This is a genomic window from uncultured Butyricimonas sp. (genome assembly GCF_959596855.1).
GTDB lineage: Bacteria > Bacteroidota > Bacteroidia > Bacteroidales > Marinifilaceae > Butyricimonas > Butyricimonas muris.
Map to the genome: position 1 here is coordinate 56,669 of NZ_CAUFYA010000020.1, position 23,015 is coordinate 79,683.

Annotated in this window: 24 protein-coding genes and 2 tRNA genes; 9 read left to right on the top strand and 17 right to left on the bottom strand. The window is 43.6% G+C overall.

Annotated elements, in window-relative coordinates:
- Positions 1-7: 7 nt before the first annotated feature.
- Positions 8-712: a hypothetical protein gene (locus tag Q5866_RS10380; protein ID WP_303180094.1), complete on the top strand. Its 705-nt coding sequence runs from the start codon at positions 8-10 to the stop codon at positions 710-712.
- Here Q5866_RS10380 and pssA read toward each other — a convergent pair.
- Positions 678-1,523 (bottom strand): CDP-diacylglycerol--serine O-phosphatidyltransferase, encoded by an 846-nt coding sequence (gene pssA / locus Q5866_RS10385; protein ID WP_303180095.1) that lies wholly within the window; start codon positions 1,521-1,523, stop codon positions 678-680. The two genes, Q5866_RS10380 and pssA, sit on opposite strands and share 35 nt — an antisense overlap.
- Positions 1,524-1,616: 93 nt before the next feature.
- On the opposite strand from pssA, the gene Q5866_RS10390 reads away from it, so the two are divergent.
- Positions 1,617-2,636, top strand: coding sequence for a glycosyltransferase family 9 protein (locus Q5866_RS10390; protein ID WP_303180097.1), 1,020 nt, complete (start codon positions 1,617-1,619; stop codon positions 2,634-2,636).
- Positions 2,637-2,652: 16 nt separating this feature from the next.
- Here the strand turns inward: Q5866_RS10390 and Q5866_RS10395 are convergent, their stop codons facing one another.
- Entirely contained in the window at positions 2,653-6,276 is a 3,624-nt protein-coding gene (locus Q5866_RS10395) for an ATP-binding protein (protein ID WP_303180099.1), read from the bottom strand.
- A 19-nt stretch (positions 6,277-6,295) separates the two neighbouring features.
- Positions 6,296-6,769: a 23S rRNA (pseudouridine(1915)-N(3))-methyltransferase RlmH gene (gene rlmH / locus Q5866_RS10400; RefSeq protein WP_099289908.1), complete on the bottom strand. Its 474-nt coding sequence runs from the start codon at positions 6,767-6,769 to the stop codon at positions 6,296-6,298.
- A gap of 172 nt (positions 6,770-6,941) precedes the next feature.
- Here rlmH and Q5866_RS10405 point away from each other — a divergent pair.
- Positions 6,942-7,015, top strand: a tRNA-Ile gene (locus tag Q5866_RS10405).
- Between the two features lie 179 nt (positions 7,016-7,194).
- Here Q5866_RS10405 and Q5866_RS10410 read toward each other — a convergent pair.
- The 7 genes from Q5866_RS10410 to Q5866_RS10440 form a co-directional block, all read right to left on the bottom strand.
- Positions 7,195-7,362, bottom strand: a complete 168-nt coding sequence (locus Q5866_RS10410) for a hypothetical protein (RefSeq protein ID WP_303180102.1) — start codon at positions 7,360-7,362, stop codon at positions 7,195-7,197.
- 128 nt (positions 7,363-7,490) lie between these two features.
- Positions 7,491-8,117, bottom strand: a complete 627-nt coding sequence (locus Q5866_RS10415; protein WP_303180104.1) for a DUF6266 family protein — start codon at positions 8,115-8,117, stop codon at positions 7,491-7,493.
- 121 nt (positions 8,118-8,238) lie between these two features.
- The gene (locus Q5866_RS10420; RefSeq protein WP_303180105.1) at positions 8,239-8,859 is read right to left on the bottom strand and encodes an N-acetylmuramoyl-L-alanine amidase; all 621 of its coding nucleotides are present in this window, start codon (positions 8,857-8,859) and stop codon (positions 8,239-8,241) included.
- A gap of 59 nt (positions 8,860-8,918) precedes the next feature.
- Complete coding sequence (locus Q5866_RS10425) at positions 8,919-9,290, bottom strand: 3TM-type holin (protein ID WP_303180107.1); 372 nt, start codon at positions 9,288-9,290, stop codon at positions 8,919-8,921.
- Positions 9,278-9,577 carry a hypothetical protein gene (locus Q5866_RS10430; RefSeq protein ID WP_303180109.1) on the bottom strand — a complete coding sequence of 100 codons (300 nt, stop codon included), beginning with the start codon at positions 9,575-9,577 and terminating at the stop codon, positions 9,278-9,280. The genes Q5866_RS10425 and Q5866_RS10430 overlap by 13 nt, the downstream gene beginning before the upstream one ends.
- Before the next feature lie 64 nt (positions 9,578-9,641).
- The gene (locus tag Q5866_RS10435; RefSeq protein ID WP_303180111.1) at positions 9,642-10,262 is read right to left on the bottom strand and encodes a DUF6266 family protein; all 621 of its coding nucleotides are present in this window, start codon (positions 10,260-10,262) and stop codon (positions 9,642-9,644) included.
- Positions 10,263-10,475: 213 nt separating this feature from the next.
- Positions 10,476-10,856: a LytTR family DNA-binding domain-containing protein gene (locus tag Q5866_RS10440; RefSeq protein ID WP_303180113.1), complete on the bottom strand. Its 381-nt coding sequence runs from the start codon at positions 10,854-10,856 to the stop codon at positions 10,476-10,478.
- Positions 10,857-11,766: 910 nt separating this feature from the next.
- Between Q5866_RS10440 and Q5866_RS10445 the strand changes: the two genes are divergently transcribed.
- Positions 11,767-12,102 carry a carboxypeptidase-like regulatory domain-containing protein gene (locus Q5866_RS10445; protein WP_303180115.1) on the top strand — a complete coding sequence of 112 codons (336 nt, stop codon included), beginning with the start codon at positions 11,767-11,769 and terminating at the stop codon, positions 12,100-12,102.
- Between the two features lie 188 nt (positions 12,103-12,290).
- On the opposite strand, the gene Q5866_RS10450 is transcribed toward Q5866_RS10445, so the two are convergent.
- Both Q5866_RS10450 and Q5866_RS10455 read right to left on the bottom strand, forming a co-directional pair.
- On the bottom strand, positions 12,291-12,719 hold the full coding sequence (locus tag Q5866_RS10450) for a helix-turn-helix domain-containing protein (RefSeq protein WP_303180116.1): 429 nt from the start codon (positions 12,717-12,719) through the stop codon (positions 12,291-12,293).
- 498 nt (positions 12,720-13,217) lie between these two features.
- On the bottom strand, positions 13,218-13,445 hold the full coding sequence (locus tag Q5866_RS10455) for a helix-turn-helix domain-containing protein (protein WP_303180117.1): 228 nt from the start codon (positions 13,443-13,445) through the stop codon (positions 13,218-13,220).
- 182 nt (positions 13,446-13,627) lie between these two features.
- Between Q5866_RS10455 and Q5866_RS10460 the strand changes: the two genes are divergently transcribed.
- The 5 genes from Q5866_RS10460 to Q5866_RS10480 all read left to right on the top strand — a co-directional run bounded on the left by Q5866_RS10460 (position 13,628) and on the right by Q5866_RS10480 (position 20,103).
- Positions 13,628-14,101 carry a hypothetical protein gene (locus Q5866_RS10460; protein WP_303180119.1) on the top strand — a complete coding sequence of 158 codons (474 nt, stop codon included), beginning with the start codon at positions 13,628-13,630 and terminating at the stop codon, positions 14,099-14,101.
- 86 nt (positions 14,102-14,187) lie between these two features.
- Complete coding sequence (locus tag Q5866_RS10465; protein WP_303180120.1) at positions 14,188-17,499, top strand: SusC/RagA family TonB-linked outer membrane protein; 3,312 nt, start codon at positions 14,188-14,190, stop codon at positions 17,497-17,499.
- Positions 17,500-17,503: 4 nt separating this feature from the next.
- Complete coding sequence (locus Q5866_RS10470) at positions 17,504-19,021, top strand: RagB/SusD family nutrient uptake outer membrane protein (protein ID WP_303180122.1); 1,518 nt, start codon at positions 17,504-17,506, stop codon at positions 19,019-19,021.
- Positions 19,022-19,038: 17 nt separating this feature from the next.
- Positions 19,039-19,659 carry a fasciclin domain-containing protein gene (locus Q5866_RS10475; protein WP_099289891.1) on the top strand — a complete coding sequence of 207 codons (621 nt, stop codon included), beginning with the start codon at positions 19,039-19,041 and terminating at the stop codon, positions 19,657-19,659.
- Between the two features lie 33 nt (positions 19,660-19,692).
- Positions 19,693-20,103 (top strand): hypothetical protein, encoded by a 411-nt coding sequence (locus Q5866_RS10480; RefSeq protein ID WP_303180124.1) that lies wholly within the window; start codon positions 19,693-19,695, stop codon positions 20,101-20,103.
- Between the two features lie 187 nt (positions 20,104-20,290).
- Here the strand turns inward: Q5866_RS10480 and Q5866_RS10485 are convergent.
- The 5 genes from Q5866_RS10485 to Q5866_RS10505 all read right to left on the bottom strand — a co-directional run.
- Positions 20,291-20,350 (bottom strand) — tRNA-Ser (locus Q5866_RS10485).
- Between the two features lie 230 nt (positions 20,351-20,580).
- Positions 20,581-21,060: a hypothetical protein gene (locus Q5866_RS10490; protein ID WP_303180125.1), complete on the bottom strand. Its 480-nt coding sequence runs from the start codon at positions 21,058-21,060 to the stop codon at positions 20,581-20,583.
- Positions 21,033-21,479, bottom strand: a complete 447-nt coding sequence (locus tag Q5866_RS10495) for a hypothetical protein (protein ID WP_303180126.1) — start codon at positions 21,477-21,479, stop codon at positions 21,033-21,035. The genes Q5866_RS10490 and Q5866_RS10495 overlap by 28 nt, the downstream gene beginning before the upstream one ends.
- Positions 21,470-22,222, bottom strand: a complete 753-nt coding sequence (locus Q5866_RS10500; RefSeq protein WP_303180128.1) for a TIGR04255 family protein — start codon at positions 22,220-22,222, stop codon at positions 21,470-21,472. Before Q5866_RS10500 ends, Q5866_RS10495 begins: the two co-directional genes overlap by 10 nt.
- Before the next feature lie 241 nt (positions 22,223-22,463).
- On the bottom strand, positions 22,464-23,015 hold a 552-nt coding region (locus Q5866_RS10505), incomplete at its 5' end, for a hypothetical protein (protein ID WP_303180130.1).

Consider the following 23,015-nt stretch of genomic DNA (forward strand, 5'->3'; position numbering starts at 1 on the left):
TTGCCGTATGAATAAATACGTTGAACACATAGAAGAATTGTTATATCTGCATGATTGCGTGATAGTTCCCGGGCTAGGAGGCTTTATCTGCAACTATACCGGAGCAACGATCAACGACAAGACAGGGATGATCATCCCCCCTGCCAAAAAGGTCGTGTTCAACAAACACTTGAAACAGAATGACGGACTTTTGATCAATTGGATCGCCCGCAAGGAACAGATCGATTACGAGAAAGCACAACGCCGCCTCGCTCTATTCCGCGAAGAGGTAAAAGTACGATTGAACCAAAAGCAAAAAGTAAACTTCGGCAAAATAGGGACGCTCAGTGTAGACCGCCGTTTCAATATTCTCTTCGAATCTGCCAACCACAACTTCCTGCCCGACGTCATGGGAATGGAAGCAATGCCCCTCGTGGCAAACGGCAAAAAAGTTAAGAAGACAAACGGAGAATACATAAATACCGAATCCGGAAACCTAGTTACCCGTCTGTTCAAATTCGGACTATCGGCAGCCATGATTGCGGGAATCGTGGTACTCTCGCAACAGGATATATTCCAAGGGGACACAGCCACCAACTTGAGTAATATGCAACCCGCATCCATGAAAAGTAAATTGATTCAAACGGAGGAAACGGCAAAGATTTCTCCCGACTGTGATTTCGTGGATTACGATCCCGTTATTGATTTGACCGGGAAGTCAAGCGCACAATAATAACGATCAGGTAAGCCGGAATAATTATAAACAATGCCTCTTGACGCATAGCCCAAAGTAATAGCAGGACTATCCCCCAAAATATCATCCAATTATAATTCTTCCTATAACCATGGCATGATATGAGTACATAAACAGGTATCATCCAAGTCAACGCTTTCACTCCCCACACGGCAAAACCAATCATAATAGTACTCACGAAACAATACAAAAGACTATTCTCTTTCCATGAAAAATTAGTCAATTTCAAAGAAAACATGGGTACCTCACTAATCAACAATAATGCTAATACAAAGGAACATCCTGCCAAAAGCCAAGGATTACCCCACGTCGTCTTGAAAAACTCCGGCTGGTAATACAAACAAAACACCAACATCACCCAAAACAACGCATTCGAGGGAGTCGGCAACCCGATAAACGAATGTGTCTGCCGGGTATCGAGATTGAATTTAGCCAAACGATAAGCCGAAAAAGCAGGCACCAACAAAGGAACTACCGATAGCACCCGTTCCACCCAATAATATGTTTCTCCCGGTTCAGAAGAACAAAATGTTTCCCGAATCAAGAAATACGCCATTACCGCCGGCATCACCCCGAAGCTCACCATATCCGCCAAAGAATCGAGCTCTTTCCCCATATCCGATTTCACGTGCAGAAGACGTGCGGCAAAACCGTCAAAAAAATCAAACACCATGGCAAGAATCACCAGCCATGCAGCAATTAGCAAATTACCGTTAAACGCCATATAAATAGCCAACGCTCCGGAAGTAACATTCAGACACGTGATCAGGTTTGGGATATGTTTTTTCATGGACTATACTTTTATGATTCGAACACGAAAATACTTCTTTTTACAATAGGTAAACTACATTTTTATTACTTTTGTTGCAAAATTGTTATCGACATGGCTAAATTTCTCATTATTAGATTCAGTTCCATCGGAGATATCATCCAATGCATGAACGTGGTAAACGGGATCAAAAATCACTTCCCGGACGCAGAAATACACTGGATTGCCCGTAAAGACATGGGCTCTTTTCTCAATATGGACAAACGTATCGACCGGGTTTGGGGATTTGACAAGAAAACGGGGTTGAAAGGTTTACTTCGCGTGGCAAAAGAACTGAAAGCCGAGAAATTCGATTACATTTATGACGCACACAGTAATATCCGCTCGAACATATTGAAAGCCGTGTTATTACCTCCCTTTTACTCTTTGTTCCCGAGAGGACCGCACTACACGCTACGCGGCAAAGAACGGTGGAAACGTTTCTTGCTTTTCAAACTGGGAATCAACAAATTCGACAAACCCTTCCGGGGTATCATTTCTTACCGGAAACCTCTCGCGAAATGGGGTATCACGAATTTCGAATCGGATTATTCCGACTGGTGCTTCCCCGAAGAATACAAAGAACACTTTGCCCGCACCTTTACCCCGAAGACCATTACCCTAGTTCCCTCGGCCAACTGGGAAATGAAACGCTGGCCAGTCAGCCATTGGCAGCAAGTTATCCAACTTATGCCGGAATACCGATTTATCATTCTCGCCGGACCGACAGACACATTCTGTGAAACAATCAAAGCCATCGCCCCCGAACGAGTGAACAACCTCGCCGGACAAACCTCTCTGTTGGAATCCTGTTACCTAGTGAAGCAATCTCACCTTGTCATCAGTGGCGATACCGGCTTCCTGCATGCCGCCGATCTGTTCCACACGCCCTCCATAGCCTTGATGGGTCCCACCGCGTTCGGTTTCCCCACCGGAAAAGAAGCCGAAGTCATGGAAGTAAGCCTTCCCTGTCGTCCCTGCACGAAAGACGGTAGAGGAAAATGCAAACAACCCGTCTGGCAAAAATGTATGGTCGACATCACCCCCCAAGCAGTAGCCCAAAAAGCCAAAGCTATTTTAGATTTTAAATTTTAGATTTTAGATTGAAAAACTACCCCTCCGACTCCCCCTTATCATGTCTTAATGTCACGTAGAAAGTTGTACCCTCGTTCTCTTCGCTCTCGAAAGAGATCGTTCCACCCATACTCTCTATAATCTTGTACGACATTGCCAGTCCGAGTCCGGTACCACCTGATTTGGTCGTGAAATTCGGTTCGGAAATCTTATCCCGGATACCTTCCGGAATACCACAACCATTATCCCGCACGAACAAAATAATCTTGCCCAATGCCGTCTTCAACTGCACGTGAACGTGTCCTTCCCGGTCTTCCGGGATACTTTGTTCCGCGTTTTTCAGCAGATTCACAACCACCCGGTTCACCTGATCCCGATCTCCATATACAAAAACACCCGGCTCTATGTCACATGTCATGTTCGCCACGTTCTCGTGAAACAACTTGGCACACCCATCCACAAGCTCACTCAGGTCAAACCACTCATTATTCGCCACTTGTAATTTAGCAAAATCAGAGAACGCGGAAGCGATAGACGCCATGTGGTCTATCTGCTCGATCAAAACCGAAGATATATCTTTAAACCGCTGCCGTACTTCCTCAATATCCCCTTTCTGCAAAGTACGTTGCATAAATTGCAAATTCAACTTCATCGGCGTTAGCGGATTCTTAATCTCGTGCGCAATCTGTCTTGCCATCTCCCTCCAAGCACTCTCGCGTTCGGACTTTGCCAATTGCTTGACATTCGCTTCCAGTTTATCCACCATCGCGTTGTACTCCTTCACCAGTAACCCGATTTCATCTTTCTGGTTATAAATAATCTTCTCGTTCTTACCCCCTACCCGCATCCGTCTCAACTTATCGTTCACGACCTGCAACGGCTTCGTGATTCGCTCGGCAACCACGCTGGATAAAATAAAAGCCAATACCATAACGATCATCGCGATATTCACCGCGACAATCACGGTCAGGAAAATATCTTTGTTCAGCTCTTCTCTTTTGGTAAAATAAGGAATACTCAACACGTATCTCTCTCCCGATTCCAGCACCAACGGCATATAAACCGCCATATAAATCATCTCGGCTATCCGTTCGTCCTGCACGAAACTCATTTGCTCTTGCGTCACGACTTTCTTGTAAGCCTCGGGATTCAACAATGTCCCGTCAAATCCTTTCTCGAAAATCATCGGTCGGGAAGTAGCAACCAACTCACCGCCCCAATTATAAACATTAATATCTACCCAAAGCACATCCGCCAATCTCCTCAACGCCGTCTCGATCTCCGGACACTTATCCGCGTCCACGCAATTGTAGCGCTCCAACTCGCTCGTGATATACTTCGACACCTGAACAAGCGCTTCACTGTGCCGACGTTCGAAACTAGCGGCATTCCCGACGATACTCATAATCGTCATAAGCACGAACAAACCGGCAACCAGCGAAATAATATTACTTTTGATCCTTGACTTCAAACTCACCTGACGGAAATTTTCCCACCCGCCGTCAAACCGGAAAAACATCCCATAAGACGTCAGTATAGCACTCACGAAAATAGCGTACAACAGGTTCATATAGTACAATGCGAACACGTCATCCGCCAGACTGACAACGCAAATACCTTCCTCTTTAATCGGAACGATCATGTGGGAATACCCGTCTACATTAATCGTGCGGGCATGCTCGTACACCCCGAAACGCTCGGTAGAGCGCGGGTAATTAAAAGTTCCGTCAGCATCTACAAGCACCCCCTTCCGGTACTTGGCATACGAATAGGGATATACGAATTCATTCTCCAAATCTGTCTCCCGCGACAATATCTGCGCGTACCCTATTCCCTCGTGTCCTTTCTTAGAAGTAAAACGGATATACAGGCAACTGCCGTTCTTCACGTCCGGCAACATGTAACGCCCCAAGTACACGTTCTGTCCGTCAAACAGATCAATATTATAAAATAAAGTACTATCCACTCTTATCCCGAGACTGTCTATCATACCGTCATAATAATCATAGCAACCGTATTTCACGTGTTTCGGAGTTACCAGTATAGTATCCCGTCCCGTGCATATAATAGCCTCGCAATCATAGTAAAATCCCGGCATGTCCAGTAATTCTTCCGAAATATACCGGGCCAGCACCTTCTCGTCCCCGACGCTGATCAGTGAATCGACCTTCGTACTTTTCATGATTTCATTGTTGATCTCGACCAACTTCTCCTCGAACACGGGATCTACTTCTTTCACGATCTGAACGATATAATCGGCACGAATTTTCAACTCGCGTTCCATCTCGTTACTCTTGGCCAAAAAGATGATATAAACGCAAACCACCACGAGAGCAAGCATAAATACGCTTTTCTGGGCATCCATCTTCATCAGGTAAATCCCCAGTATAAACAAAAGGTAAAGCGACAAAGTAAACAAGCACTCCAAGGGAGTCAACGAAAAATTAAAGAAATAACAAAGAGCCGCGCAAAACAAGATCACGATTGTCACCCCGAGCAACGCTTGTTTCATCGTGAAAAGGTTCCGAAAATAACGGACGGAACTATTGATCAACACGATAAATCCCATACCCGCGATAATCAAAGTTACAAACGCTACCACGGACGAGAAATCGACATTAATCAGACGAGCTATATTCAAACTGATAGACGTACTCTCTATCAACGTCTTGATTGAAAAATGAAGCAAATTCGTGTAGATAAAAGCCACGAACACGAAGCCCGCGAGAAAAAGCCACCGGTAGCGCATCAACCGGTATTCATTATATTTTATCCGCAACTTATTGAACGTGATAAAAAGATAATGTGCCAAACAAAACATCGTCACGAACAAATCTCCCACCGAGACAATAAACGAGCCGCCTCCGACCACCTTACTGTTCGCGAAGATCGACAAATGATAAAGCGAGTACGGCACCTGATACCTCACCATGATTACCCGCAGCAAAATCAACAGGCAGAGGAACCCAAACGAGTGTCCCACCTGTTCCCTGAAACTCACGGATCGATCCAGTGATATCTCGTAAGCATAAAACAAGAGATAGAGAAACACGAAATAGAGTACCAGCAAGAAATAATTCGGCAATGTATCCCCGTACCCCACGTTACTCTCGATCTTGAACAGCGCTTTCCCGTCCCGGCTATATATCGTGTAACCTCCCTCTTCCCATACATTCTTGATCGTCACTTTACTGGCATCATCCAGATTACTCCCGAACCGCGGGTTAAAATGATTCTTCACGTAACTGCTGGAATAAGGATAATCCTCTTTAATAAATAAAAGCCCGTAATACTCCATGTCCCCGATAAACCGCTTTCGGACATCAAAATACAAATTATTCAACTTCACTAACTCCCCCCCCTCCTTCAAACGCTCGTACAGGTTGGGAGTCCCCACCCGTTCGTCACTCCAGTACACCAATTGCCCGTTCTTGAAGCCGAGCAGGATCGAATTCCGCATCCGCCAGTTACTTTTGGAAATCTGAGTATTCTCGTCCAACTTCTGCAACTGTTCGTCCAAATGCTTCTCTTCCGCTTGCAATTGATCTTGAAAAAGAGCGACTTGGGAATCCACCGACCAATCACTCAATGATGATTCCCACAGCGAAGCCACCAAGAGACATCCCATGGCCAAAGCTAACACGAGCCAAAACTTTCTCATTCTTTTTCTAATCCCCGACTTACTCATGATGATAAGGTTCTCCTTTCAATATTGTCATTGCCCTGTATAATTGCTCCGTGAAAATCATCCGCACCATCTGGTGTGAGAATGTCATCTTGGATAATGAAATCTTCATATTCGCACGTTTATAAACTTCCTCGGCAAACCCGTATGGTCCCCCGATCACGAATACCATTCGCTTAATACTTGTCAGCATCTTCTGTGCCAAAAACTCCGCGAACGCCTTAGAAGTGTATTCATTTCCACGCTCATCCAACAAAACCACGAAATCCGACGCCTCCAATTGTCCCCGTATCAACTCCCCTTCCCTCTCTTTCTGTTGCACCTCACTCATATTCTTCGTGTTCCGTACATCCGGAATCACCTTCATCTCGTAAGGAATATAATATTTCAACCGCTTCTCGTACTCGGCAATCCCCGCCCGCACAAACTCAGCATCCGTCTTTCCTATCACTAGCAAACAAACTTTCACACCACAATATTTTTTCTATTACACTAAAATGTTCATCTACACGCAAATGTAGATAAAAATACCATATCTTCCGCGAATCGTTAAAAAAAAGCACACCAATATTTGCCCGAATTTCAAGAAAACACTATATTTGCACCCGTTAAAGCTAACCACTTTAGCACACGCAAGTGTAGGTCCTATAGCTCAGCTGGTTAGAGCACCTGACTCATAATCAGGGGGTCCTTGGTTCAAGCCCAAGTGGGACCACTTGAAAATAAAGCAGTTACAAAATTAAAAATGTAACTGCTTTTTTATTTGCACCTTCAGTGTGTCATATATAGCTTTTTTTACTGCATCATAGTTTTCTTTTCTGCATCATTTTACTTCATTTTGATGCAGAAACAAGGACAACCACCACTATCCATACCCCGCCATTCGAACATTCCCTACTCCCGTCGCTGTTCTTCCCATCGTCGTTTTACCCAAGCCACCGCTACCGAACTAACGATACCGCCCACAATACTAATTACCCCGGCGAACAAATGATCTGCCATCTGCGACAATACCGAATTAAAACTCAACGTTGAAAACATTCCTATAATAAAATAATTCATACAATTGAAAATTGAAAGTTGAAAATTGAAAATGAAAAAAGTAATCCAACCGCCTGAAGCGAAGCCTCGACGGCTGGATTACAGGATAGAAATTAAAAATCAGGAATCACTTAATCGAAAATCGTAAATCAAGAAATCAGTACACTGTCCGACGCCTTTTTGCCGTTCTTCATCATGGCGAAGCTATACACTTTCACCTTCGCCCCGTCCCAATCTTCCGGGAGCGCACAACTCGTGCTACCGCTCTCGCCGCGGGCTCTCAACACCACCAACCTTGCACGTCTTCGCTCCATCTCGTACAGCACGCCGTACACCTTGTCCTCCGCGGAAGCGTACCCGTCTTCCTCTTCCTGCGCTTCCTGCACGAACTGAAACTTTTTAGTATCCTCGTCGTAAGTCACCGTCACTTTCGGCGGGTTGACTAACCCGGTAGCCACTAGTAATTTTTCAAAATCTACCGTTACCACGTTTTTCTCGTCCGCCGTTACCGCCTTCATGTTCGTTGCCACGAAAGCGTTCGACGTCGTGCCTTTCCCAACACCCGCGAAACCTTTCTGCACGATAGGCAACAGGCTTTGTGCCAATTGCACCAACGTTTTCATCTTCGCTCGTTGCGCCAGTATCTCCGGCGTCGGGTTATCCTTCCGGGAGAAAATTTTCGCCTTCGCGATGTTCTTCTTCCTCGTGTAACACAAAGTAATGTTACCCACTGATTTTCTCGCTTTACCTAACAAATAAGAATTAAATTCTGCCATAGCTTAATAATTGAAAATTAAAAATTGAAAATGAACTTGCATCCTTGGTATGAACCCGATACTTCGGATGCAAATATTGAAAACTTGTAACTTGCCAAAGGCAAATGTAACCTGTAACTTGTTACTCGCTCCTGCCGAGTAACAAATCCTCCAGCGTGATATCCGGCAAAGCCGGGCCCGGGTCAATCTTGCGCGGCGTGATATCCGAGTGTCGCAGGATATGATAAATCGGGTATTCCAACACGAGCGACCGACACACCTCGTTCAACACGTGTACTTGTTTGTCCGTGTACTTGTGCCAGTAAGAAATTTTCTCTCCCGAATCATCCGCGTAAACGTCCGACGGCATCACCTCCGCGCCACATTCCGCCACGAACCGCTTCCCGTCCCGACTCAACTTGCCAAGGTTGTCGAGTTCAATGCCGATCGAGAAATGATTAAACTCGGCACGTCCCCGGTAATAACTTCTCCCGGCGTGCCACGCCTCGATATTAAACGGCACGAGTTGAACGATTTTCCCGTCACGCCCGATCACCACGTGGGCGGATGCCCCCACGTCGGGACGGCAAAGATAAAAAGCGGAGGAAAGCGCGCTCTTGCCCGCCGTGTAATGCAGCACTATCGTGTCCGGTTTTACAAGCGGTCGGGTGTTCTTCGAGCAAGTCAAATGAACCGCCCCGTAAACCATCAAACGATGGTTGACAATTGAAAATTGAGAATTGAAAATTGAAAATGAATCCATCTTTTACAGTTTAAAGATTAAAAGGTTTGTCTGATCAATCTAAAATCGTAAATCAAAAATTAGAAGCGTTTTTTCCCCGTGAAGGCTTGCACGATTTTATTCCCGCTCCATCCCACCACGTAGCCGCCTAAACCAATCTCCAACAAATCCCAAAACCGGGAAGTGTCCTCCAGTATCGGCAGACTCGTGAATGTTCCCACCAGCACGATCACCGCGAACGTGAGCATCACCAACGGCCGCCACGAGCGTTGCAACCAACTTCCCCGGGCTTCCTCCACCAGTACCGCCGACCGGGCTTCCATTACCCGCTGTTCCCATTCAATAAAAACGCGTAGTAAATCCATTTCCAGTTGTTTTTTCTCCCTCGACGGGAGTGTCAGGCGTTCGATCACCTCGCCGACCGCGCTAACCACGCCTTTTACTGTTTCCATAGCCGCAATCCCGTGATGATACAATTCTTCACTTCCGCCTCGAAGTAAAACTTCTTGTTCCCGACCTTCCTCACCGGGATGTTAAACGACCTCTCGTAACGTTGCAACGTGCTGAACGAAATACCCAACGCCTTGCAGACCTCCACCGCGCTCATTAACTTGTACGGGGCATTTGACGCGATTTCTATCGCCAGCCGTACTTCCTCGCGGTACTCGTCCAGTTGTTGTATCAACAACGACATCATGTCTTCTTCTCTTTGCATCTTGTCAATCTCTCTCTCTTCCATGTTTTCCAGTTATTAAAAATATAAATCTAAAATCAATCAATTTAAAATCCGAAATCTGAAATTTTTAAATCCTAACATACTGACTCCCCGAGTACGCCTTCCCTTCCTTTTCCCTGAAAAAGCAATACAAGTGGGCTGCCGTACCCCGTTTCCTCGACAACCGGATCGTTGCTCTCCCGTCACCCCTCGTCGCCCCGTCCGTTTCGACAAACACGGGCGTGAAAGAACGGTTAGCGTACAGAACGATCACGACCAAACGATCATCTGCCCGTGCCGAGGGCAAATCCACCTCTTTATCCCACGCCAACGTCACCGTGTCGTCTTTCCCCGCTGTCACGACCAGATTATCCACTTTCTGCAACAATCCCGCCGACAATTGCAAGCGTGAAAAATCCCCGATCTTCCCGTCAGGCTTGAATACCATCATATTTTGCTTCATGAAAAGATTATACCCGCTCGTGGTGGAACCCGCCGCCGCGATCTTCCACGCTTCCCGCGAACAAGCCTCCGGCACACGTTGATAAAAACGTAATGCAACCCTTAACCGGGAACGGTTCTCCCGTTGTTTGTCCGTGTCCGCGTCGAGATAATTTGACGCGGCACTTCTCATGCGGGTTTCACCCCCTACCCGGTAAAAAACCGTGTTGCCTATTTTTCCCCGAATGATGTCTTCTGTCTTTGCCATAGTCTATTTTTTTTTAGTTTCTATGACAAAGATAGCTCCCCCGGTACCCCTTCTCCAACTGTTTTTCATAAAGAGCCGACGTGTTTTCACGAACACCCCGAAATACGACATGAACGCCCCTTCGGGCAAAAATCAATCCGCAATTTCATTCCAACGAAACACCCCACACCACGGTAGCCCGTCGACAAATCAACCGACGAGGCGTGGTTAATATTAATTCAAGGCATCAAGAATATTCAAACAATCTAACACCTTCTTCCTGTAACAATCCCCTACCGGGAACCACTTTTCCCCTACCCGTACCGTCGTACCCGTGTAGGCATCAACGTGATGCCTGTTCACGATAAAACCACGGTGGACGCGGACAAAATGGTTGTCCGGTAACTTGCGCTCGATCGTTGCCAAACGCCGTGCGGCAACGAGCCGAGAAGCATTTTTCAAATAAAATGTACTGTAACTACCCGAGGCCTCCACGTGGAGTATATCCGCATAGGGGCATTTCTTGTAATAATCGTTTCCACGAATAAATATCCCGTCATTTTCGTAACTGGCTATCTCTAAAGGTGTCGTGACACCCGGTCTATTGTTTTCCATAGCATAAGCATTTATGTCCCGCGGAAAACTCACCGGCGGGTTCCCGACTATCTTAGTACATTTATCCCCATAATCCATTACATTTATCTATCCAAAAATTGTACAATTCCTATTCTCCTGCCTGTCACTCCCGTTTCAATCACATCCCCGAACGCCTTTGATACGGGAGTGAAACGAAAGTGATTCGTCTTTGACACGGGAATACATCGAATATTCAACGGGTTTTCACCGCAATTTAATCGAGTATCATCCAATCTCCGGCTATGAAGGTACACTTATGTTTTCCCTTTAGCAATTTTTTTCGCCGATTTTTTCTCTTTCTTTTTTACACGTGTTTACACTTTGCATATATTTTCGTACATTTGTTTATCGGCTTGTTAAACTAATATTCAACTTTATTAAAAATAGCTCAACTCTATTGAACGAAACCTGTAATTTCGATAAACTTTAATGTTTTTCCCGTATTAGCATGATCAAAAAGCATCATTTTTTGATGTAAATAGGGCTAATTACGACTTCTTTTCCTTATAATGATTATAAATTACACTACACTTTATAAAATTTCAAATCAAATAATCTTTGGGGAAAATAGAATAATTTAGGAATAAATGTTCCTATTCTAATAGCAATAATCATACTTGCATTTTTTGTAAAACATTGCTATTGCTGGGATACAATAAATCAGCAAAAAGTATGCTATAAATATTTCCACAACATAACTATAAAGGCATAATCACGTGAATTTTCAAGAATTATCCTATTTAACTGTATCTTGCTTTTACAACTTTGTGTTTTCTATTTTTTTTGTAAAATAATATTCTTAACTTACATGAGTATATACATTCAGAGATAGTTTTTTATGCGCGCATTATTTTATTAATATTAAATTTGTGCAATTATGAAAAAATTGATGCTAGTATGTTTAGTGGCGGTCGGCACGATGTGTTTATCGTTCACCGCATTTGCTCCGGCTGTACAGACCTCTGTAAGCGGACACGTTTACGATCAATCAACCCAATCTCCAATTGGTGGGATCGTGGTAGATGAAATGGTTAATGGTGTTTCCGTTAATACCACTACCACAGAGGCGGACGGTTCTTTCTCTATTGAAGTGCAAAGTAGAAAATCAACTTTGCGTTTCAGTGACCCGATTTACCAAAGTTATTTAACAGTGGAACGAACATTTGATTTAAGTCAAGATTGCAGTGACGTGAGTGTTTACATGAGCGAATCAAGTCAAGAATGACGTGCGTTTTTTTAATTCTAACCGCAAATTTAGAGGTGTAATAAAGCGAGGGCAGGGGGAAAGCATCTTTGAAGACTAAAGAGAGAGGGCATTGCCCTCTCTTGTTATTTCATAATCTCTACTGAAATCTATCTTTTTTAGATACTCGGAGTTATAAGCCAAAAAATTCTCGCCCTGCATGAAATCTTCTATTTCTTCTTCGTTCTCACGGCTTTTTTCTTTGCCGCAGCTTTCTCTGCTTTCTTCCTTTCCTTTTCTTCAAGTTTCTTTCGCTCTTTTTCCTCGTAGTTCTTAGCCATTTTTTCGTACCTAGCTTTTACCTTAGGGTGTTTTTCCAAATAATCTTCTATACAATCTTTTTCAAGATGAAATTCGGGAAAGAAATAAGAGAAAGGAACGTTGAAAAACCTTGCAATCTCGTTCAAGTGATTAAAGTTATACTTTGCATCGTTATAAACATCTTCAGCTTGCCCCACGTAAGAAATTGACAATTTCAATTCCAAAGACAATCTTTTTTGACCGATTTTCTTTGCTTCTCTTAACTCTTTTACCTTATTGATTATAAATAATTCAATTTCAGTCTTTTTTATCTCTTTGGGTTTCTTTGTAGTTTCCATTTCAAAAATAAATTTATCCTAAAGGAAAGATTTTTCATACAATATATGGTATAATAATAATTATACCATATATTTGCGTTTGAAGTTAATAACGTACTTTTATAGTCTAGTTCAAAAGTAATAAACTACACGGGAAAGGTAGAACCGTTTCTTTTTGCCTATTTAAAAGAAGAATTTTTATGAGAACATAGCCATAAAAAGATTAAATGTTTGATTTTTGTAAAAAATATTTTATATTTGCAGAAGTTGAAAAATTAGGTGCGGAAGAGTCCGCATTGAAAATATAATGTCATAATCTTGTGATAGAAAACCGCTAATATTTTTATTCCTACAAGATAGACAGTAGTTCAAGCATAAGCGTGGGCTGTTGTTTCTATTTGTAGGAAGGGTTCTTAGCGGTACCTCTATCATAGATAGCGATAACAGTACCACGTTTTTTTTCGTGTAAATATATGGGGTAATAATTTAAAACTTGAAATTATGAGAGTATATATAAAATTATAATGGTATATCTGGAAAGAATTCTTTAATAGAGCATTTAAAGATTTTAGCTAATTCATTTAGATGGTCTATATTGTATGATTTATCAGATTTAGTATCTTCTATTTTTTGAATAAATCCTTGGGAAACATTAAGGCAGTCACCTAAATAACGTTGACTCCATCCTTTATCAACACGGCGTTTCTTAATATTATCAATAACGTATAATTTAATTTTTGACTTCATGAGTACTAATTTGAGGTAAATTAAGAGATTTTGCAGGGGTATTTAGATACCCTATAGGGATTATTGATTAAGCGCAAAGAAATTTTTTGTGAAACAGGAAAGAATCTTTCGTCATGCGAGTTTAGACATTTCTTTACAGCTTGCTGAATGATTAATATTAAAACCTAACTAAAAACAATGAAATGAAAGAAGACCACGAAATTATGAGTGACGAAGAATTAAAACAATTCTTCTTGAATGAAGCCATGTTGCTTTGCCCCTCGGCGCGGGAAGATGTCCCGGAACACGAGAAGTTACAAATCCTGTACAACACGCAACAGAAAATAGTCAAGTTGCTGCGCGTGATGAATCATTGCCAAATGGAAATGCACTACGTGGAAGTGTACCACGTGTACGGGTATTACTTCATGGAAAAAGAAGGAGAGAAAAGAAAAAAGCGCAAGATGAGCGAGCGTCTGGAACATTACGGTCAATTCATGTACCAGTTGACAAAGATGAAATGCATTATCGGTCACTATTACGCTTACAGTTTACAACATTTGAGAAGCATGGAACGAATCATCGAACTCTATTTTCCGGGAATATTGCAGAACAAGATGAAGACGATACCGGGAGAACAGCACGTGACCATAGAAGAGGAAGAACAGGAAAAATGAAAAAGGGGGTATTCCTAGTCAGCAAAACATCGAATACCACCCCATTTCGCGCTAATTAAATTACAAATTAACTAACAATCAAAGTTATGAAAAAAACTTATGACAGGAAAGTTTTTAATCGAAATTTACCGTCCGGGAGAATGACGGTAAACATGATTACCCGTTTAATCATGTTGTTATTGCTGGGATTCCCGCTACTGGCGAACGCCGGGGCGAGGGATTCCACCCGCGTGGAGAGCCACCCGGCGAAAGGGAAAGTGGTGGATAAAGAGGGGATTCCTCTCCCGGGGGTTACCGTCCGTTTGGATAGCACCACGGTAGGAAGCGTGACGGGGCAAGACGGGACATTCGTCCTCGTGCTTCCCGTGAAGAAAGGAACGCTCGTATTCTCGTTCATCGGGTACGAAACGACACGGGTAAATCTTGACAGTAACACGCGCCCCCTACTCGTGACGATGAAAGAAAAAGTATCCACTCTCGACGAGGTGACGGTTATCGCTTACGGGACACAACGGAGGCGGGAAGTGGTGGGAGCCATGAGTACCGTCAGCGGGGAAGACATAAAAGATATACCCTCTCCCTCCATCGCGAACCTGCTGCAAGGCAGGGTTTCGGGAATGAACGTCACCAACATGACGGGTGCGCCCGGCGGCGGGGGAACGTCCATCAATATACGGGGTTATAATTCTTTTGACATCGAGGGAGAGCAACGGTTTTCCAATCCCCTGTGGGTGATTGACGGCGTGCCGATGCAATCTTTCACCTCGCCCGTCACGGGTACAAACACGCTAAGTGAAATAGACCCGAACGACATCGAGAGCGTGCAGGTTTTGAAGGACGCGGCTTCCGCGGCGATATACGGCTCAAGAGCCGCGAACGGGGTTATTCTTGTCACCACGAGAAGCGGGCGTTTGAACCAGAGGGCAAAGGTAAGCGCGAATTTTTCCTACACTTTCTCTTTCGATCCCTCTTTGCCGGAACTAACCGGGGGAAACGCCGAGAGAAAACTGCGCTTGGAGGCGTTACGGGATTTCCAACAAGCCTATTTCGATGCCTCGACAAACACGTACAAGTACGTTAACTCGTACCGGGAGTCGTACAACGAGAACATGCACTACAATTACTTCTGGAATAAAGGTGATGGGGCGGGAATGGCAGCCTATCAGGACAGTTTGAACCCGTTCTACAACAATTCTACGAACTTCTTCAAGTACTATTTCAGAACCGCCAAGGTGCTGAACGCGAACTTGCAGTTAAGCGGGGGGACACCAAGCGTTTCTTATAACGTGGGATTGGGGTATTACGACGAGTCGGGGGTATTGAGGAACACGGGATTTGACCGGGTGAACCTGCTGGCGAATTTCTTTATCAAGCCCTTGCCGAAAGTTGAATCCAACTTGCGCTTTTACCTTGCCCGGACGGGACGTAAACGTGCTTCCCGCCTGTCTGTCTACACGGGTTTCACGTCGGGGCAAGAACTGGAACAAATCCCGTCCGAATTACTTACCATGTCAACCGTTATGCCGGGCGCGGGTACGCCCGCTTTCGACGAGATGATTAAACGTTTCAACACGATAAAAGAAGACAACGAGTCTTACCGGGTACGAACCTCCTTGGATTTATCTCTCGAGATCGTGAAGGGGTTAAAATTAAAATCCTCCGTGGCGTTGGATTTCACGCAGCAAAACCAAAATCTCTTCATGCCCTCGGGTTTGGACGAGTACGGGGAAAGTTATTCTTCCGGCCAGATCGAGAGAAACCTCATGTTGATAAACGAGAATCTTTTGACTTACAGGCACACGTTTGTTGAAAAACACACGGTTGACGTTCTACTCGGTTTGTCGGTACAAAAAGACGAGAGAAACTCTATCGGGACGTGGGGTAAAGATTCCCCGAGCGATTTGATTCATTATATTTCTTGGTACGGTAATGTCTACAACGTGAACGATAACCGCACCTTGAAAGACGGAATTACCGGGCGGGAGGTAAGCACGAGCGTCGGCGTGTTCGGGCGTCTGAATTACAACTACCTCGAGAGGTATTTCCTTTCCGTCACCTTGCGCCGGGACGCCAGTTCAAAGTTCGGGGAAAACGTGCGATGGGGAACATTTCCCTCTTACGCCGTGGCGTGGACGTTCAGCGAGGAGCCTTTCATGGGCTGGTGCGGGGACGTGCTGTATCACGGGAAACTCAGGGTTTCTTACGGGAAGTCGGGCAAGCAGTTCGATCAGCCGTATATCGCACAAGGCTCTTTTTCACCGGGTGATCCTTACCTCGGCAACCCGACCATCCATCCCGATTTGGCAAGAGGATTAAGCAATAAATACCTGACGTGGGAGGAAACGGGACAGTACGATTTCGGTTTGGACTTGGATTTCTTCGATCATCGTTTCGGGGTTGTCGTGGACTATTATTACCGCTACACGGACAAATTACTTTATCCCGTGATGTTGCCCGGTAATTATTCCGCTTTCAATCGACAATGGCGCAACGCTTACGCGATCAGCAACGAGGGGATCGAGTTCGAGGTGAAATGGAACGCCATCAGGAGCGAGAAGTTGAACTGGAATATATCGTTTAACATCGCCCGGAACTGGAACCGACTTGAAAAAAGCGAGAACAAGCGGGATTTCCAGACGGAAAACAGCACGACGAATTTGAACATCATCGGGAAACCGCTGAACGGTCTTTACGTGTTGAAAACCGGGGGAATTTATAACGACGATAAAGAAGTACCCCGGATGTTTAAAAACGGGAAGGATTCCCCGCTCACGAGTGATAATAACACGCAGTATTACCGGGCGGGCGATCGGGTGGTGTATGACGTGAACGGTGACGGGGTGGTAAACTCGAGTGACCGGGTATACGCGGGCGCACCCGCTCCTTTCGCGCAGGGGGGAATTATCTCTACCCTAGAATGGAAAGGGTTTGACGTGAACGTGCTTTTCAATTTCGTTATCAGCCGCCACCTGCTGAACGCCGCCCGCGGGGCTTCGGTGGGAACAACGCTCGGGCTGACTCCGGATGAAAGCGTGACGCCCGTCTACGTGGATTTAAACAAGGTTTCTTTCTGGCGGCAACCGGGGGATAACACGAGTTTCCCGCTGAACCGCTTGGAGAGCGGGTTAGGCAGTTTCAATTCCTACACGACGGCTAACGTGGAAAATGTCAGTTACTTGAAGTTGAAAACGTTCGCCATCGGGTACACGTTGCCGGAGAGATGGAAGAAAAAGACTGGCATGGGCTTACGGGTTTTCGTGTCGGGGGAAAACCTCTTCACGATAACGAATTATTCCGGTGCAGACCCGGAATCTGTAAATATAATGACGGGCGTGGATGAACTCGGTAATTATCCATTGAACCGGAAAATAACCCTTGGTATAACAGCGATATTTTAAAGGTATGAAAAGGATATATGTATTTATATTGTTGGCGTTGTCATTATCATCTTGTGATGATTTCTTGACGGTAGAATCCGACACGGGTGTGACAAGTTTGAATTACTGGAAGAACGCGAGTGATTTGAACGCGGCGAATTACGGTTTGCACCAAACGTTTCGTTATAATATAGGCAGGAATGTATCGGCACAATATCGTGACCGCGGGCAACCTTTTGACGTGCTAGGTATTTGGACGAATCCAAGTAACAACGATCTATCGCGAGGTTGGACGCCGACGCACGCTTGCATCAATTGGAACAACGAGTATAAAGTGATTAACGAGGCTAACCTGATACTGGATAACATTGACCGTGCCGCGCTGACAAGCGAGCAATATAATTTCTTCCGGGGACAAGCCCTCGGGATTCGGGCTTACGTGTATTTCTACATGTTGCAAAACTGGGGGGATGTACCCTTGATCGTTCACGCGGAAGACGTGGGGATGAAAAGCCGGACAGCATGGCAGAAGGTGGCGGAACGATGTATCGTCGATTTAAGGGAGGCGATCACGTTGTTACCCGTGGCGGACGAGTTAAAAGATATAGAGGGAAACCCGATAACGAGTAAACAAGCGGTTTCCTCCGGGACATGTCACGCCATACTGGCACACCTGTACGCGTGGAAAGCGGTAGTGAACAAAGAACCGGAATTGTTAAAACTGGCGATACTGGAATGTGATTCCGTGATCTCGGATAACAGTTATCAGTTAGCGGGGCACATGAAAGAAGTCTGCGAGAAAGTGATTCCCGGGAATAGCCGGGAAGGTATTTTCGAGTATGATTTTGAAAATTCGGAATATGATTTAAAAGGATGGGGTGCTTATCTGGCTGGATTTTGCCAGTGGTGGCCAATTGTCCCCTTGACAACACCATCCACGGCTCGCCGGGGACTTTTGATAAGCAACTCGACCGTTTACAAGATGTTTCCCGACCCGGAAGATCAACGGCGAGAGGAATATTTTTATAAACTTGACAGCATGGCGAAGGTTTCCACGACGATAACGAAAGGAAACGCTTACGTGCAAAAGTATCAACAAGTTATCACTTACGAGTCGGGTAACCAAAAGGGGCAAATTAAATCTTATATCGCGAATGAAATTATTATCCGTTTGGCGGATATTATTCTGCTGCGGGCAGAGTGTAAAGCACGTGTCGGGGATCACGGCGGGGCTAGAATTGACTTGAACCGCATCCGTAACCGCGCAGGGGTGAAGGATTACGCCGGGACGGATGTCGATTTGCAAGACGAGATACAAGACGAGAGGGAGCGGGAGTTTTTCGTGGAGGGATTTTCCACGAGGTATTTCGATTGCGTGCGAAACGGGAACTACCGGGAGAGGTTAAAAGGGAAGTTCAAAACCTTGACCGAACAGGACGTGAAAGACGGCGCGTTGTTTCTTCCCGTGGGAAAAATGGCGTTCTACGATAACACCCTGATGCTACAAACACCCTACTGGAAAAGAAACGGTTATACTTATTAATGTAAAATGTTGGAATTATGAAAGGATATATATTTTTAATCGGTTTGTTTGGTATTCTTTGCTCGTGCGAGGATTATTACCACGATTCGGGTTTGGCGAACGGGAAGCACGATTGCACGATGTGGGAGTATTTCAAGAGCCAGCCGGGAGATTGGGATTCCACGATGATATTGATAGAACACGCCGGGCTGAAAGACGTGTTCGACGGGACGAACCCCGGGTATAAAGAGATCACGTTTTTCGGGGTGACGAATTTATCTATCGAACAGTTTCTCGTGAAAACGATAGATGATGATTGGGAACCTGTCTATAACCGGGTAAAGGATATTCCAGCTGACTTGTGCCGGGAGATGCTTTTATCCCATGTTATCGCGGGAAAGATGATGAAATCCGAATGTGCTCACGAGGTGAAAGGGACGCTCACGGGCGGAACAATGACAAAAACTTTATCGGGTGTCGAACTACGTGTTTACCGGACGAAATCGGGGTACGGCGGTATTCCCGACATCGGGGCGGAAGGATTAAGAATACACGCTCCCGTTAGCGGGAACATGGCCTCGATCGCCTCCGCCGATATTGAAGTGACGAACGGGGTGGTACACGCGTTGGACTATACCTATCAACTCACGCGACTGTAACAATTGAAAATGCAAAATGTAAAATTGAAAATTATGAGAGGGATATTTACAAGTATTATCGGACTGCTGTTGATCGTGGCGGGATGTCAGGATATAACAGTCGGGTATTTAGAAACACGGGACGCTGTGTACGCGCCGGACAGTATGATCGTGAAAGCGGTGTTAGACCCGGAGATTGACGCGAGGCAAATAGAGTTTCAAATCCCGTGGCAAAGTACATCCATAGAGGGGATTCTGGGAACCGCCCCTATCAAGTATTCGATCAAGAATATAACCGGAGAGCACCCGGAAGCGACAAGTCAGTTCTCGATGCAGGGAGCGGGGATTATAAAATTGCCTTACAATCACACCGTGCCGCCGGGACGATACGTGATAAATATCCGTATCGAGAACGAGGGGTACACGGTTGAACTGGATTCCATGTACACGGTAATCGTGAAATAAAGCAAAATTGCTTTAACGCTGTAAAGTTAATTTCCGAACGTTTCCTTGTGCGAAGGAAACGTTCGGAACACACAATTTGAGAAATATTATCTCATCGGTTGACGTTATGGTTGACGGGAACCACCCATTTCGCCCAAAAATCAAGGCAATAAAAAAACAGCTACTTTCGTAACTGTCTGATTCTCCGTCGGGGTGACAGGATTCGAACCTGCGACCCTCTGCTCCCAAAGCTAAGTCAAACACACCGCAACATACTAACAACTACATATTTACATACAACAACGAACTCATTTGCAAACAATATGCAAACTTTTTCCCTACACAAAGGACAAACTAAATTCCCCCAATAGACCATAAGCCTCTTTCAACTTCGCCCCTAATTGAATATTCAATCGACTTCGAGCAAAAAAACAGGAGAGTAATAGATTATGTGGTGAGAAAATGAAAAAAACGAGGAGTGATTTCCTCGTTCATACATTACGAAAATCTTTTTTTCATGAAGCAAGACACCTTCCCGTATGCATCGCCTTCAATTAAATATGGATCTCCGTGCACTATATCATGACTTGGTCCCAATTTACTCATCCAACTACCATCTCTTTTCTGGCGTGCAGCATGAGAACATTTTAATAAACCATCCTCATTTTTCTCATATAAAGCAATTTTTATAAAATCATCCTCCTTATCTCCATTATCACATAATTCAAATCCATTAGTTTTAAAAGCTTCCACATAAGCATTTACACTACTATCGACAACAATTCCCTCAGGCCACCAAAACCATACGCCATCTAATTTAGGTGTTGTATCAAATTGCATCCATCTATCTTTATATAATCCATACGCCCATGCTATGCAATTATAGCATATATCCTTAGGGCTTGTTATTTTAAAGTAAGGATCGGATGCAAGACTGGGAAAAGTGTCAATTATATATTGTTTAATGTCTTCACCCATAATCGACAAGCCTCTTTTATTGTGATGTTATTTTGTGAAATTGTTTTGTTGTATATAATATTTAATGCCCATACTAAGGATGATGGATTTTGTTTTATTTCTTCTAAAATAAATGGGACGGCATGTTTACCCATTGATACTATTTTTTGAAAATTATCTTCTTTCGTTATTTGATCTGAAAATGAAAAAAACATAGTATTGTATCTCCATGCCTTCAAATACTTTTCAAAATTTAGTTTTAACACCATATTTGTATAAATATTTTCATCAGCAGAATTTAAATAATCATTAGCAGGATCGGGTGTTTCGCAAATAATCGAACTGTGCACGTCTTGACTAAAAACATTAATAGAAGATATCATCATTGTTCCAGTTATAGTCAATGGAATAATTCCAGCACTTATAGTATTTAATTGCATAATTCCTTAGTTTTATCAGTTAATGAGTCAAAGAAAATATTGTTTTTTACTTCGTGCAATTTTTCTAATTTATCTTCAATCGCTTCCCATTTAATAGGAATTTTTTCTAAGCATAAAGCATCTATATCTAAAAAATATTCTACCCTGTCTTTTATTTCAGTAGGCTCTAAAGCGTGATTTACAATTGAAACGCTGTCAAATTCTGGTATTTCAAGAAATAGCCTAAAAGTATATTTATTCAATGGGTATATAATTTCTTCCGTTGAACTTGATATTGTTTTTGTAAAATAGTCTAAAGGATTCATAAATGAATCTATAGTAAACTTATTTACAAATCTGACAGATGTTCTATCTATATCATATTCTTGTAGTTGCTCCCATATCAAATGTACACATGTAAATATTTTTTTCTTGAAAGACTCCCATCCTGTATATATATTTTCTGTTATATATGTAACACTATCTGTATCAATGATGAATTTTTCTTTTTTATCCTCCGAAAAATAAGTATAACTATTAATCTTTGTATCTGCCTTTACCTTTATGGTAGAAATACCCGGTGCAATAGTCCCCAAGCCTAAATGAGAATGATAGTTGTCACTTCTTTGTGGAAATATTCTTTTTATATTTTCATCATTAGCAATTAAATTTGAAAATTTCACGTCTCTATTGGGAGAAATTTTCAATTGGAATATTGCCATAATCACAGGAGGCTTCAATAATGTATTATTACTTGAATTCATGCGTCTATTTTTTTATAGGTAATTACTCTATATGTACGAATGCATGTAAATTTACAACGCAAATATCATACTAAAAATCGGAATTATCAATTTAATTATCAATTTAATGACATTAATAGCTATTAAAACAGTATTTATTTCGTCAAATAGCTGTTATACTCTATAACAAACTGCTATATCTATAAAATATAAATCTTACCCAAAATTCTCCGTTTCACCACAAATATTTTTCACAATAGAGCTAAAACTTATACATCACCCCGAAATTTAAGACATTAGACGAATATTCTGCCCTAAATCCTAGGTTATAATAGAAGAACCCACCTCCTGCTGAAAACGTGTTATTCGTGTAGAAAGAGGCTGAAACAAAAGGCACGAATACTCTTTTCTTCACTATCGTGGTTTCCTTGTGCATCGGGGTAAAGGAATAGGATAGCTTTTGCAATTCGTTATACTGCACAGAGAGGACTATGGACAGTTTGCCGGATTCGTTATCGAAAAGTAGTTTATTGTATTCTCTTGTTCGATTCCAGTCCCGGATTGTTTCCGCGATACTTTCCCCCCGATCGATCACGGGGACATCTTTATAAATCGTATCTGTCTTGTACACGAGTTTATATTGAATCTCGCTATCCTGATAGACCGTATCAGCTACAATATTAGTTATCGTGTCCCGGATCGTTTTACCCGGTACATTCTTTTCGATTATTATTTCTTCTGTTGTTCCACGCCCGAGAAAGAATCCGAGCGCCAAACAAGCCACACAGCATAATAGAAGCAACTTCTTCATTTT